Genomic DNA, 13155 nt, shown 5'->3' with positions numbered 1-13155 from the left:
CATGGCGTACGTACGGGCGCTGCTCGCCGGCGCTCTCGTGGGCGCGCTGTACGCGGCCCTGAAGGTGAGGTCGCCGGCGCCTCCGCCGGCCGCCCTGTTCGGCCTGCTCGGCATGCTCGCCGGCCAGGCCCTGCTGGGGGCGCTGTGAAGTCCCCGCTCGTGCCCCTGCGCGGCCCCGCCGTCAGCCTCGGGGCCGGGCTCCTGATGGGCGCCGTCTACTGGGCCCTCGGCATCACCTCGCCCGCCCCGCCCCTGATCGGCCTGACCGGACTGCTCGGCATCGTCCTCGGTGAGCGGGCCGTCACCTGGGGCCGCGGCCGGATCGGCGCATCGAGACACCACACCCCGAAGGGAGAAGCCCATGACCGCACCGGATGAGGGAACAGGCTTCGTCGACGTCCACGCGCACTTCGTCACCGACTCCTACGTCCGGCAGGCACGGGCCGCCGGTCACGAGCTGCCCGACGGTGTGCCCGCCTGGCCCGGCTGGTCCGCCGAGGCGCACCTGGAACTGATGGACCGGGTCGGCATCCGCACCGCGATCCTGTCCGTGTCGTCCCCGGGGGTGCACTTCGGCGACGACGCGGCCGCCCGCCGCCTGGCCCGCGAGATGAACGAGGAGGCCGCCCGGGTCACCGCCGAACACCCGGGCCGCTTCGGCTTCTTCGCCTCCCTCCCGCTGCCCGACCTGGACGGTGCCCTGACCGAGATGGCGTACGCCTTCGACGAACTCGGCGCCGACGGGGTCGTACTGGAGACCAACACCCACGGCGTGTACCTGGGCGACGCCCGGCTGGAACCCCTCTTCGCCGAACTCGGACGCCGCCGCGCGGTCGTCTTCCTGCACCCGACCTCCCCCGTGTGCTGGGAGCATTCGGCCCTCGGACGGCCGCGTCCCATGGTCGAGTTCATCTTCGACACCGCCCGCACCGTCACCGACCTGCTCATGGCCGGCACCCTGGAACGCCACCCGGGCCTCCGGGTGATCGTCCCGCACTGCGGCGGCGCGCTGCCCGTCCTCGCCGACCGCATCAACGGGTTCATGAAACTCTTCCTGCCGGCCGGGGCGGGCGACACCCCCGACGCCGTGGAGCAACTGGGCAGCCTGCACTACGACATGGCCGGCCCCGCCTTCCCGCGCCAGGTCCCCGCGCTCCTCTCCCTGGTCGAGCCGGACCGGCTGCTGTACGGCAGCGACTACTGCTGGACGCCGGCGCACGGCGTGGACGCCCACATCGCGGCCGTCGACGCCGCGCCGGTGCCGGCGGGCGCCGCCGACTGGCGGTCCCTGACGACGGCCAACGCCCACCGGCTGCTGCCTCGCCTGGCCGGCCTGCCGACCCGGACACCCGAGGAGTGACCGTGCACCCCCGACTCGCCCCCTTCCTGGCCCCGCCCGACCCCACGGTCCTGCCCCTTCCGCCCGCCGCACACCCCGCCGACGGCGTACGGCTGCTGCGCGCGGTCCCCTACGCCGTGCGCGACGGCAGCCGGCCCCTGGAACTCGACGTGTGGCTCCCCGAGGAGGCCCCCGACGGGCCGCTGCCCGTCGTCGTCTTCGTGCACGGCGGGGCCTGGCGCACCGGGCTGCGTGACGACCTGGGCCCGCGCTTCCGCACCTGGCGGCCCGGACCCTTCGCCCGCCTCGCCCGGGCCGGGTTCGCCGTCGTCTGCCCCGACTACCGGCTCAGCGGCGAGGCCGTGTTCCCCGCCCCGCTGGACGACCTCGGCGCGGCCCTGGCATGGCTGCGCACCCGCGCCGCCGACCTCGGCGTCGACGCCGAGCGGACAGTCGCCTGGGGCGAGTCCGCGGGCGGCCACCTCGCCGCGCTCCTCGCCCTCACCGCCGACCCGGCCCCGCGCGGCTGCGTCGTCTGGTACGGCGCCACCGACCTCACCGCCGCGCCGCCGGGCACCCCCGAGGCGGCGCTGCTCGGCGCCCCCGCCGCCGACGCCCCGGACCGGGCCCGCGAGGCCAGCCCGGTCGCCCGGGTCACGCCGGGCGCCCCGCCCTTCCTGATCCTGCACGGTGACGGGGACACGGTCATCCCCGTCACCCAGGCGGAGGCCCTGGCGTCGGCGCTGGAGGCGGCCGGCGCGGAGGCCGATCTCCGGACCGTCGCCGGGGCCGATCATCTCTGGATCGGGGCGGCCGAGGCCGACGTGGAACACTGCTTCGCCTCCGTGCTCGACTTCGTGCGGAGCCGGACGGGGTGGTAGAAGCGGGCATGACCACCTTGCCCCACCCCGCATCGTCCCGCCCGACAGCGCCGGAGGGCGCCCGATGACCGCCGGCATCGACACCCCGGACCGCCGGGGCCGCACCGGACTCGACCGGGCCGGTCAGGACCTGACCGGCAACCCGGACGTCAGGATCCGGGACGTCCGGCTCCTCTCCAGTCACTGGTACGTCGAACGCACCACCACCTTCGACCTCCGGCGCGCCGACGGCACCTGGAGCACCCAGGAGCGCGAGACGCACGACCGCGGCAACGGCGCCACCGTGCTGCTCCACGACACCGAACGCGGAACGGTCCTGCTCACCCGCCAGTTCCGCCTGCCGGTGTACGTCAACGGACACCCCGACGGCATGCTGATCGAAACCCCCGGCGGGGTGCTCGACGACGAGGACGAGCACCCCGAGGTCGCCGTGCGGCGCGAGGTCGTCGAGGAGACCGGGCACACCGTCGGCGAGGTCCGGCACGTCTTCGACGTGTACATGAGCCCCGGCTCGGTCACCGAACGCGTCAGCTTCTACGCCGCCGCCTACGGCCCCGCCACCCGCACCCACGCCGGCGGCGGCCTGCACGAGGAGGGCGAGGACATCGAGACCATCGAACTGCCCTTCCCCCGTGCCCTGGAGATGATCCGCACCGGCGAGATCGCCGACGCCAAGACCATCATGCTGCTCCAGTGGGCTGCCCTGGAGGGCCCCTTCGCCCAGCCCCGCGGACGCGCGTGAGTCTCACGGCCCGACCAGCAGCTGGAAGTCGAACGAGTACAGGGACGCCCGGTAGAGGTGCGTCCCGTACTCGACCGGCCGTCCGGTGTCGTCGTACGCCGTGCGCCGCATGGTCAGCAGGGCGGCGCCCTCCCTCTCGTCCAGGCGGGCGGCCTCCTCGCCGGTGGCCGAGCGGGCGCCGACGGTCTGGCGGGCGCTGTGCAGGGTGATGCCGGCCGCGCGCATCATCCGGTACAGGCCGGTCGACGCGAGGCGGCCCGTGTCGAGGTCCAGGAGGCCCCCCGGCAGGTAGTTGCACAGCACGGCCACCGGCCGTCCGTGGGTGAGACGCAGCCGCTCCAGGACGGTGACCCCGGCGCCCTCCGCGACGCCCAGGGCGGCGGCCACGTCGGCGCCGGCCGGGACGGACTCCTTGCGGATCACCCGCGTGGCCGGGTCCTGCCCGGCCGCCGCCAGGTCGTCGTACAGGCTGCTCAGCTTCAGGGGGCGTCTGACGCGGCTGTGCACCACCTGCGTGCCGACCCCGCGCCGCCGTACCACCAGCCCCTTGTCGACCAGGGAACGGATGGCCTGGCGGACGGTGGGCCGGGACAGACCGAGGCGGACCGAGAGGTCGGCCTCGTTGCCCAGCAGGCTCCCCGGAGTGAGGACGCCGCGCTCGATCGCCGCCTCCAGCTGCTGGGCCAGCTGGTGGTACAGCGGCACCGGACTGCTCCGGTCCAGGGCGAAGTCCAGCGAGCCGGACGCGGGGGCGGTCACGGCACCGACGGGGTCGCCGGTCTTCGCCATGGACGTACCTCCCTTGCGTGAGTGACGGGGCGTCAGAGGTGGTGGCGGCGGTCGGCGAGGGCACGCTCGTACTGTGCGCGGGCGTCGGCGGCGGCCGGGCGGGCGGAGACCTCGGCCACCGGCACGTCCCACCATGCCTCGGCGCCGGGAGCGGTCGCCGCCGGGTCCGTCTCGACGTAGACGCAGGTCGGGCGGGTCGCCTCCCGGGCCGCCGTCAGCGCCTCCCGCAGCTCGCGCACCGTCTTGGCGCGCAGCACCTCCATGCCGAGGCTGGCCGCGTTGGCGGCGAGATCGACGGGCAGCGGGGCGCCGGTGAAGGTGCCGTCGGCGGCGCGGTGGCGGTAGGCGGTGCCGAAACGCTCGGCGCCGACCGACTCGGACAGGCCGCCGATGGAGGCGTAGCCGTGGTTCTGCACGACGACCAGCTTGACCGGCAGGTTCTCCTGCACGGCCGTGACGATCTCCGTCGGGTTCATCAGATAGGTGCCGTCGCCGACCAGCGCCCACACGGGCGTCCCAGGCGCCGCCTGCTGCACGCCGAGCGCGGCCGGGATCTCGTAGCCCATGCACGAGTAGCCGTACTCCAGGTGGTACTGGCGCGGGGAGCGGGCCCGCCAGAGCTTGTGCAGGTCGCCGGGGAGCGAACCGGCCGCGTTGATCACCACGTCCTCGTCGCCCACCACCGCGTCCAGCGCGCCCAGCACACGGGTCTGCGTGGGGACGGCGTTGTCGTCGTCCGCCGTCAGGGCGGCCGCCACCACGCGCTCCCAGCGCTCCTTGCCCGCGCGGTACTCCGCCTCGTACGACGGTGCCACCCGGTGTCCCGTGAGGGCGTCCGTCAGCAGGGTGAGGCCGGTGCGCGCGTCGCAGACCAGGGTGCGGGCGGCGAGCTTGTGGGCGTCGAAGGCGGTGACGTTGAGGTTCAGGAAGCGGACGGCCGGGTGCTGGAAGAGGGTGCCGGAGGCCGTGGTGAAGTCCGAGTAGCGGGTGCCGATGCCGATCACCAGGTCCGCGGTGCGGGCCAGGTCGTCGCTGACGGCGGTGCCGGTGTGGCCGATGCCGCCGAGGTCGGCCGGGTGGTCGTGGCGCAGGGAGCCCTTGCCGGCCTGGGTGGAGGCGACCGGGATGCCGGTGGCGTCCACGAACGCCTTCAGCGCCTCCTCGGCCTCGCTGTGGTGGACGCCGCCGCCCGCGACGATCAGCGGGCGCTCGGCGGCGCGGACCGCCCGGACCGCCTCGGCCAGTTCCGCCGGGTCGGGGGCGGAACGCCGTACGCGCCAGACGCGGTCGGCGAAGAACTCCTCCGGCCAGTCGTACGCCTGCGCCTGCACGTCCTGGGGCAGGGCGAGGGTGACCGCGCCGGTCTCGGCCGGGTCGCTCAGCACCCGCATCGCCCGGAGCGCGGAGGAGATCAGGGCGTCCGGGCGGGTGACGCGGTCGAAGTACCGGGACACCGGGCGCAGGGTGTCGTTGACGGACACGTCGCCCTCGGCCGGGTGCTCCAGCTGCTGGAGCAGCGGGTCGGCCGCGTGCGAGGCGAAGTAGTCGCCGGGGAGCAGCAGGACCGGCAGACGGCTGACGGTGGCGAGGGCGGCGCCGGTGACCAGGTTCGTGGCGCCCGGGCCGATGGACGTCGTCACCGCCTGCGCGGACAGCCGGTTGAGCTGGCGGGCATGGCCGACGGCCGCGTGCACCATGGCCTGTTCGTTGCGGCCCTGGTGGTACGGCATGACATCGGCGTACTCGACGAGCGCCTGCCCGAGGCCGGCCACGTTGCCGTGGCCGAAGATGCCCCAGGTGCCGGCGATCAGGCGGTGCCGGGCGCCGTCGCGTTCGGTGTACTGGGCGGCCAGGAAGCGCACCAGTGCCTGGGCGGTGGTCAGTCGGCGCGTGACGGTGCTCATGCGGACCTCTCCGGTGCGGTGTAGAGGGGGAGCCGGGGGTCGACCGGCCGGCCGGACCAGGTGTCGCGGATCCAGGCGTGGTCGGGGTGGTCGCGGATCAGCCAGGCGCGCTCGGCCTCCGGGCCCGCCATGACGTTGAGGTAGTACATGTGGTGGCCCGGCACGGCCATCGACGGTCCGTGCCAGCCGTCGGGGATCAGGACCACGTCCCCGTCGCGGACCTCGGCCAGCACGTCCGTGCCCCGTCCCCGCCCGGACGGGGAGACCCGCTGGTAGCCGAGGCCGGGGGTGCCGTCGTGGCCGGCGAACTCGAAGTAGTAGATCTCCTCCAGCACGGACTCCTCGCCGGGGCGGTGCTCGTCGTGCTTGTGCGGCGGGAAAGAGGACCAGTTGCCGCCCGGCGTGATCAACTCGACCGCGATCAGCCTGTCGCACTCGAAGACGCTTGCTGCGGCGAAGTTGTTCACCTGCCGCGAGCAGTTCCCGGTGCCCCGCAGCTCCACCGGCACCGACGACGCCGGGCCGTAGCGGGCGGGCAGGCGGCGGGTGCAGCGGGCGCCGGTGAGGGCGAACCGGCCGCCGCCGGCGGACGTCACCGTCGTACGGGCGTCCCGCGGTACGTACGCGAAGTCGGTGACGCCGTCGAACACGCCGGCGCGGCCGGTGAGCTCGAAGGTGTCCTGGCCGAAGTCGTCGGCGGCGGCCACCGTGCAGCCGCCGCCCAGGGGGAGGACGATCCACTCGCTGTCGCCGCTGTCGAAGGTGTGGCTGCCGCCGGGCGGCAGGTGCAGCACACGCAGACCGGAGTAGCCCCAGCCGGCCTTCTCGGGCGTCACGTCCACGGCGTACGGGCCGCCTGCCGCCTTGCCCGCGGGAAGGTGATACGTCATCGGGTCCTCTCCTGTGCTGTCCTGTGTCACGGCTCCTTGAGTCACCTTCCCCGGAGTCACAACAGGCCGACGGCGGTGTCCACCGCCTGTTCCACCGTGCCCTGCGCGGGGTAGAGCAGCGAGCGGCCGACGACCATGCCCTGCACGGTGGGCAGCCTGAGTGCCTTGCGCCAGCGTTCGTAGGCGGCGGCCTGGTCCGCGGGGGAGCCGCCTATGTCACCGCCGAGCAGGACCGCGGGCAGCGTGGAGGTCTCCAGGACCTCGCCCATGTCGTCCGGGTCGTGGGTGACGGGCAGTTTCAGCCAGGTGTAGGCCGAGGTGCCGCCCAGGCCCGAGGCGATGGCGACGGAACGGGTGACGGCCTCGGCGGACAGGTCGTTGCGGACCCGCCCCTCCAGCCGGCGGGAGACGAAGGGCTCGACGAACACGGGGAGTTCACGTGCCGCCATGGCGTCGACCGCGCGGGCCGCGGACTCCAGGGTGGACAGCGAACCGGGGTCGTCGTAGTCGATGCGCAGCAGCAGCTTGCCCGCGTCGAAGCGCAGGCGGGCGATGTCCTCGGCGCGGTGCCCGGTGAAGCGGTCGTCCATCTCGAATGCGGCGCCCGCGAGGCCGCCGCGGTTCATCGAGCCCATGACGACCTTGTTCTCCAGCGCCCCGAGCAACAGCAGGTCCTCCAGCACGTCGGCGGTGGCGAGCACCCCGTCGACACCGGGCCGCGACAGCGCGGTGCACAGGCGTTCCAGCAGGTCGGCCCGGTTGGCCATGGCGAGCCGCCGGTCGCCGACGCCGAGCGCGCCACGCGCCGGATGGTCCGCGGCCACGATCATCAGGCGCCCGGAGTCGCCGATCAGCGGACGGCGTACCCGGCGGGCCGCCGCCTCGGCGATGGCCTCCGGGTGCCGGGCTCTGACCGCCGTGAGGTCGGGGATGCTGAGGGACAAGTCAACGCTCCGTTCAGGGAGTGGCTCGCGCGAGGAGGCCGTCGACCTCCGCCCCGGTGGGCATCGCGGAGGAGCAGGCGAGACGGGAGGCGACGAGGGCGCCGGCCGCGTTGGCGTACCGCATGGTCCGCTCCAGGTCCCAGCCGGACAGCAGGCCGTGGCAGAGGGAGCCGCCGAACGCGTCGCCCGCGCCGAGGCCGTTGACCACCTCGACCGGCACCGGCGGCACCTCGGCCGTCCGGCCGTCGCGGTGCACGGCGAGGACGCCCTCGGGGCCCTGCTTGACGACGGCCAGCTCCACGCCCGCGGCCAGCAGCGCCTCGGCGCAGGCCCGCGGCTCGCGTACGCCCGTGGCGATCTCGCACTCGTCGAGGTTGCCGACGGCGACGGTCGCGTGCCGCAGCGCCTCGGCGTAGTAGGGGCGGGCCCGGTCGGGGTCGCCCCAGAACATCGGGCGCCAGTCCAGGTCGAAGACCGTGATCCCGGCCCTGGCGCGGTGGGCGAGGGCGCCCAGGGTGGCCGTACGGCTCGGTTCCTCGCTCAGTCCGGTGCCGGTGATCCAGAAGATGCGGGCCGCGCGGATCGCGTCGAGGTCCAGTTCCTCCGGGTGGATCTCCAGGTCGGGTGCCTTGGGCCGACGGTAGAAGTACAGCGGGAAGTCGTCCGGCGGGAAGATCTCGCAGAAGGTGACGGGCGTCGGGTACGCGGCGACCGGCGTGACCCAGCGGTCGTCGACGCCGAACTCCTTGAGAGCCCGGTGCAGATAGCCGCCGAACGGGTCGTCGCCCGTGCGCGTGATGACGGCCGTGGCACGGCCCAGGCGGGCGGCGGCGACCGCCACGTTCGCGGCCGAACCGCCGAGGAACTTGCCGAAGGTCTCGACCTCCGCGAGGGATACACCCGTCTGGAGGGGATAGAGATCCACTCCGATGCGGCCCATCGTGATCAGATCGAAATGCCGGACTGTCTCGGCCATGTGCGACGCTCCTCGGGCTGGGGCGGGGGGCCTGCCGCCTCCCAGGTGTATGACTGCGGGACGACCCTGTCAAGAGTTTGTACGGACATTCGGACTAGCTCGTGAAATGATGTCTTGACAAAGTATTGACAGCGGGCCCCTCAAGGACTTGTATCCGGTCCCAGCGCAACAGCCGTTCTTCTCCGGTCCGACACACGGCTCCCCGTCGCACAGTGAGGTGCAGGAAAGATGGTCCGCTCTTCGCACGCCCGCTCCCGCAGATTCGCCCCGGCCGTGGCCCTCGCCGCGGCGGCGGCGCTGACCCTCGCCGGCTGCTCCAGCAGCTCGGGGGGCAAGAAGGCCGACGAAGAGGGGGACCCCGGTGCTTCCGCGGGCAAGGCGAACACCCCCCGCATGACGGTCGCCCTGGTCACCCATCAGGCGCCCGGCGACACCTTCTGGGACATCGTCCGCAAGGGTGCCGAGGCCGCCGCCGCCAAGGACAACATCAAGCTCGTCTACTCCGCCGACCCCAACGCGGGCAACCAGGCCAACCTGGTGCAGAACGCGATCGACCAGAAGGTCGACGGCATCGCGGTCACCCTCGCCAAGCCGGACGCCCTGCGCGGTGTCCTCGCCAAGGCGGAGCAGGCCGGCATACCCGTCGTCGGCCTCAACTCCGGCCTCGCCGACTGGAAGAAGCTCGGCCTGATGGAGTTCTTCGGGCAGGACGAGAGCGTGGCCGGCGAGGCGTTCGGCAAGAAGCTGAACGAGGTCGGCGCGAAGAAGGCCGTCTGCGTGATCCACGAACAGGGCAACGTCGGCCTGACCCAGCGGTGCGACGGCGTGAAGAAGACCTTCGAGGGCTCGGTCGAGAACCTCTACGTCAACGGCACCGACATGCCGTCCGTGAAGTCGACGATCACCGCGAAGCTGAAGCAGGACGGCGCCATCGACCACGTCGTCGCGCTCGGCGCCCCGTTCGCCATGACAGCGACGCAGTCGGCCGAGGAGACCGGCGGCAAGGCGAAGGTCGCCACGTTCGACCTCAACAAGGAACTCACCGGCGCCATCGAGAAGGGCACCATCGAGTTCGCCGTCGACCAGCAGCCCTACCTCCAGGGCTACTTGGCGGTCGACGGCCTGTGGCTCTACAAGAACAACGGCAACTACAGCGGTGGCGGTGAGCAGCCGGTGCTGACCGGCCCGGCCTTCGTCGACAAGTCCAACGTCACGTCCGTCGCCGAGTTCGCCTCGAAGGGCACCCGGTGATGAGCACGACCCCACAGGCCGAGCCGGCGGTGACCGCACCGCCGGCCCCCGGCCCCGGCCCCGGACCCGGCAGCCCGCGGACCCGGCAGCGCCCCCTGGCGCTGCGGCTGCTCGCCCGGCCCGAGGTCGGGGTCCTCCTCGGCGCCGTCGCCGTCTACGTCTTCTTCCTGATCGCCGCGCCCTCGGTCCGCGACGGCAGCTCCATGGCGACGGTCCTCTACCAGTCGTCCACCATCGGCATCATGGCACTGCCGGTCGCCCTGCTGATGATCGGCGGCGAGTTCGACCTGTCCGCCGGTGTCGCCGTGGTCGGCTCGGCGCTCACCGCGAGCATGCTCAGCTATCAGCTGACCATGAACGTCTGGATGGGCGTGATCGTCGCCCTCGTGGTCTCCCTGGGCGTCGGCGCGTTCAACGGCTGGGTGCTCGTCAGAACCGGACTGCCCAGCTTCCTCGTCACCCTCGGCACCTTCCTGATCCTCCAGGGCGTCAACCTCGCCGTCACCAAGCTGGTCACCGGCAACGTCGCCACCGACGACATCAGCGACATGGACGGCTTCGGCCAGGCCGAGGCGCTCTTCGCCTCGTCCTTCGACGTCGGCGGCGTCCAGGTGAAGATCACCGTGGTGTGGTGGCTGGTCTTCGCCGCGCTGGCCACCTGGGTGCTGCTGCGCACCAAGTACGGCAACTGGGTCTTCGCGGTCGGCGGCAACAAGGACTCCGCCCGCGCGGTCGGCGTCCCCGTCACCTTCACCAAGATCACGCTGTTCATGCTGGTCGGCTTCGGCGCCTGGTTCGTCGGCATGCACCAGCTGTTCTCCTTCAACACCGTGCAGTCCGGCGAGGGCGTCGGCCAGGAGCTGATCTACATCGCCGCGGCCGTCATCGGCGGCTGCCTGCTCACCGGCGGCTACGGCTCGGCCATCGGCCCGGTCTTCGGCGCCTTCATGTTCGGCATGGTGAACCAGGGCATCGTCTACGCCGGATGGAACCCCGACTGGTTCAAGGCGTTCCTCGGCGTGATGCTGCTCGGGGCCGTCCTCATCAATCTGTGGGTCCGCCGCGCGGCGACCCGGAGGTGATCGGAAAATGACCAGCAAGACCACCGGCACCCACGGCGCCGTCCTGGCGGACACCGCCCCCGGGGACGCCGGCCGGCCGCTCGTCGAACTGCGCGGCGCCGGCAAGTCCTACGGCAACATCCGCGCCCTGCACGGAGTCGACCTCACCGTCCACCCCGGCCGGGTGACCTGTGTGCTCGGCGACAACGGCGCCGGCAAGTCCACCCTCATCAAAATCATCTCCGGGCTGCACCAGCACACCGAGGGCGACCTCCTCGTGGACGGCGAACCGGTGCGCTTCACCACCCCCCGCGACGCCCTCGCCCGGGGCATCGCCACCGTCTACCAGGACCTCGCCACCGTGCCACTGATGCCGGTGTGGCGGAACTTCTTCCTGGGCTCCGAGATGACCAAGGGCCCCTGGCCCGTCCGCCGCCTCGACATCGTCCGCATGAAGAAGACCGCGGACGAGGAACTGCGCAACATGGGCATCGCCCTGGACGACCTGGAACAGCCCATCGGCACCCTCTCCGGCGGCCAGCGCCAGAGCGTCGCCATCGCCCGCGCCGTCTACTTCGGCGCCCGCGTCCTCATCCTCGACGAGCCCACCGCCGCCCTGGGCGTCAAGCAGTCCGGCGTGGTCCTCAAGTACATCGCCGCCGCCCGCGAACGCGGCCTCGGCGTCATCTTCATCACCCACAACCCCCACCACGCCTACCTGGTCGGCGACCACTTCAGCGTGCTGCGCCTGGGCACCCTCGAACTCAGCGCCGCCCGCGCCGGCATCACCGTCGAGCAACTCACGAACCACATGGCCGGCGGCGCCGAACTCGCCGCGCTCAAGCACGAACTGGCGCAGGTCGGCGGGGTCGACACGGCGGCACTCCCGGGGGAGGAGCCGGAGATTCCCGCGTCCCGCGCCGCCGCGTCCGACACCGCCGAAGGGAAGGCCTGACATGCCCGCTGCCCTGGACCGCATCCGCGTCGGCTCGGCCCCCGACTCCTGGGGCGTCTGGTTCCCCGACGACCCGCGGCAGGTGCCCTGGGAACGCTTCCTGGACGAGGTCGCCGAGGCCGGCTACGAGTGGATCGAGCTGGGCCCCTACGGCTACCTGCCCACCGACCCGGCCCGGCTCGCCGACGAGGTGACCCGGCGCGGCCTCAGGGTCTCCGCGGGCACCATCTTCTGCGGCCTGCACCGCGGCCCCTCCGAGTGGGACGCCACCTGGGAGCAGGTCGGCCGTGTCGCGGCCCTCGCCCGGGCCGTGGACGCGACCCACCTCGTCGTCATCCCGTCCTTCTGGCGCGACGACAGGACCGCCGAGATCCTCGAGCCGCCGGAGCTCACCGGCGAGCAGTGGACGCACCTGACCGAGGGCATGGAACGCCTCGGCCACCAGGTCAGGGAGACCTACGGCCTGGACATCGTCGTCCACCCGCACGCCGACACCCACATCGACACCGAGGAGCACGTCGAGCGCTTCCTCGACTCCACCGACGCCGACCTGGTCGGCCTCTGCCTGGACACCGGCCACTACGCCTACTGCGGCGGCGACAGCGTCAAACTCATCGAGACCTACGGCGAGCGCATCGGCTACCTCCACCTCAAGCAGGTCGACCCCGAGATCCTCGCCGGCGTGCGCGCGAACGGCGTGCCGTTCGGGCCGGCCGTCCAGCAAGGGGTGATGTGCGAACCGCCGTCCGGAGTCCCCGAGCTGGGCCCGGTGCTCACGGCGGCCCAGCGGCTGGGCGTGGACCTGTTCGCCATCGTCGAGCAGGACATGTACCCCTGCGCTCCGGACAAGCCACTGCCCATCGCGGTCCGCACCCGCCGGTTCCTGCGCTCCTGCGGCGCCTGACCGACCGGCCCCCTCCTCCCGCTCGGCGAGCCGTCGTCCGTGCCACGCGCTAGCGTGCAAGGCACTGACCGTTCGTCCCGTTCCGGGAGGTTCTCATGCCCTCGCGCCTCAATCCGTATCTCAGCTTCGACGGCGACGCCCGCCAGGCGATGGAGTTCTACGAGCAGGTCTTCGGCGGGACCCTCGCGCTGAACACCTTCGGAGCGTTCGGCGACGCCGACGCCCCGGAGGCCGACAAGATCATGCACGGCATGCTGGAGACGCCGAGCGGCTTCACCCTGATGGGCGCCGACGTGCCGCCCGGCATGGCGTACAGCCCCGGGAACACCTTCTCGGTGAGCCTCAGCGGCGACGACGAGGCCGAGCTGCGCGGCTACTGGGAGAAGCTCTCCGAGGGCGGCACCGTCGCGGTGCCGCTGGAGAAGCAGATGTGGGGCGACGTCTTCGGCATGTGCACGGACCGGTTCGGCATCCCCTGGATGGTGAACATCACCGAGCGCCAGGGCTGACCGCCACCGG

At 72.6% G+C, this 13155-nt stretch carries 15 protein-coding genes; 10 read left to right on the top strand and 5 right to left on the bottom strand.

Annotated features, from left to right (window positions below):
* Position 1 precedes the first annotated feature (1 nt).
* From IEZ05_RS20165 to IEZ05_RS20145, 5 genes are all read left to right on the top strand, one after another.
* Positions 2 to 148 (top strand): DUF1427 family protein, encoded by a 147-nt coding sequence (locus IEZ05_RS20165; protein WP_189231567.1) that lies wholly within the window; start codon positions 2 to 4, stop codon positions 146 to 148.
* Positions 145 to 378, top strand: a complete 234-nt coding sequence (locus IEZ05_RS20160) for a DUF1427 family protein (RefSeq protein WP_229869776.1) — start codon at positions 145 to 147, stop codon at positions 376 to 378. Before IEZ05_RS20165 ends, IEZ05_RS20160 begins: the two co-directional genes overlap by 4 nt.
* Positions 362 to 1360, top strand: a complete 999-nt coding sequence (locus IEZ05_RS20155; protein ID WP_189231566.1) for an amidohydrolase family protein — start codon at positions 362 to 364, stop codon at positions 1358 to 1360. Before IEZ05_RS20160 ends, IEZ05_RS20155 begins: the two co-directional genes overlap by 17 nt.
* Before the next feature lie 2 nt (positions 1361 to 1362).
* On the top strand, positions 1363 to 2220 hold the full coding sequence (locus tag IEZ05_RS20150; protein WP_229869775.1) for an alpha/beta hydrolase: 858 nt from the start codon (positions 1363 to 1365) through the stop codon (positions 2218 to 2220).
* A gap of 64 nt (positions 2221 to 2284) precedes the next feature.
* Positions 2285 to 2962 carry an NUDIX domain-containing protein gene (locus IEZ05_RS20145; protein WP_189231564.1) on the top strand — a complete coding sequence of 226 codons (678 nt, stop codon included), beginning with the start codon at positions 2285 to 2287 and terminating at the stop codon, positions 2960 to 2962.
* Positions 2963 to 2965: 3 nt separating this feature from the next.
* Here the strand turns inward: IEZ05_RS20145 and IEZ05_RS20140 are convergent, their stop codons facing one another.
* From IEZ05_RS20140 to iolC, 5 genes are read right to left on the bottom strand one after another with little or no spacing between them, the layout of a single operon-like run.
* The gene (locus IEZ05_RS20140; protein ID WP_189231563.1) at positions 2966 to 3751 is read right to left on the bottom strand and encodes a GntR family transcriptional regulator; all 786 of its coding nucleotides are present in this window, start codon (positions 3749 to 3751) and stop codon (positions 2966 to 2968) included.
* A 32-nt stretch (positions 3752 to 3783) separates the two neighbouring features.
* Positions 3784 to 5655, bottom strand: a complete 1872-nt coding sequence (iolD, locus tag IEZ05_RS20135; protein WP_189231562.1) for a 3D-(3,5/4)-trihydroxycyclohexane-1,2-dione acylhydrolase (decyclizing) — start codon at positions 5653 to 5655, stop codon at positions 3784 to 3786.
* Positions 5652 to 6545, bottom strand: coding sequence for a 5-deoxy-glucuronate isomerase (gene iolB, locus IEZ05_RS20130; RefSeq protein ID WP_189231561.1), 894 nt, complete (start codon positions 6543 to 6545; stop codon positions 5652 to 5654). The genes iolD and iolB overlap by 4 nt, the downstream gene beginning before the upstream one ends.
* Before the next feature lie 56 nt (positions 6546 to 6601).
* Positions 6602 to 7489: a Cgl0159 family (beta/alpha)8-fold protein gene (locus tag IEZ05_RS20125; RefSeq protein WP_189231560.1), complete on the bottom strand. Its 888-nt coding sequence runs from the start codon at positions 7487 to 7489 to the stop codon at positions 6602 to 6604.
* A gap of 13 nt (positions 7490 to 7502) precedes the next feature.
* Entirely contained in the window at positions 7503 to 8465 is a 963-nt protein-coding gene (gene iolC, locus IEZ05_RS20120) for a 5-dehydro-2-deoxygluconokinase (RefSeq protein ID WP_189231559.1), read from the bottom strand.
* A gap of 228 nt (positions 8466 to 8693) precedes the next feature.
* Here iolC and IEZ05_RS20115 point away from each other — a divergent pair, with 228 nt between their 5' ends.
* From IEZ05_RS20115 to IEZ05_RS20095, 5 genes are all read left to right on the top strand, one after another.
* A complete protein-coding gene (locus IEZ05_RS20115; protein WP_189231558.1) occupies positions 8694 to 9716 on the top strand; it encodes a sugar ABC transporter substrate-binding protein in 1023 nt (340 codons plus the stop codon).
* The gene (locus IEZ05_RS20110; protein ID WP_189231557.1) at positions 9716 to 10798 is read left to right on the top strand and encodes an ABC transporter permease; all 1083 of its coding nucleotides are present in this window, start codon (positions 9716 to 9718) and stop codon (positions 10796 to 10798) included. The genes IEZ05_RS20115 and IEZ05_RS20110 overlap by 1 nt, the downstream gene beginning before the upstream one ends.
* A 7-nt stretch (positions 10799 to 10805) precedes the next feature.
* On the top strand, positions 10806 to 11732 hold the full coding sequence (locus IEZ05_RS20105; protein ID WP_189231556.1) for an ATP-binding cassette domain-containing protein: 927 nt from the start codon (positions 10806 to 10808) through the stop codon (positions 11730 to 11732).
* Position 11733: 1 nt separating this feature from the next.
* Complete coding sequence (locus IEZ05_RS20100) at positions 11734 to 12636, top strand: sugar phosphate isomerase/epimerase family protein (RefSeq protein WP_189231555.1); 903 nt, start codon at positions 11734 to 11736, stop codon at positions 12634 to 12636.
* A gap of 95 nt (positions 12637 to 12731) precedes the next feature.
* Complete coding sequence (locus tag IEZ05_RS20095; RefSeq protein WP_189231554.1) at positions 12732 to 13145, top strand: VOC family protein; 414 nt, start codon at positions 12732 to 12734, stop codon at positions 13143 to 13145.
* The last annotated feature ends 10 nt before the right edge of the window (positions 13146 to 13155 follow it).

It is taken from the genome of Streptomyces flaveolus, from assembly GCF_014648815.1.
GTDB classification, from domain to species: Bacteria; Actinomycetota; Actinomycetes; order Streptomycetales; family Streptomycetaceae; genus Streptomyces; species Streptomyces flaveolus.
This window is presented reverse-complemented; position numbering and strand designations above follow the sequence as displayed.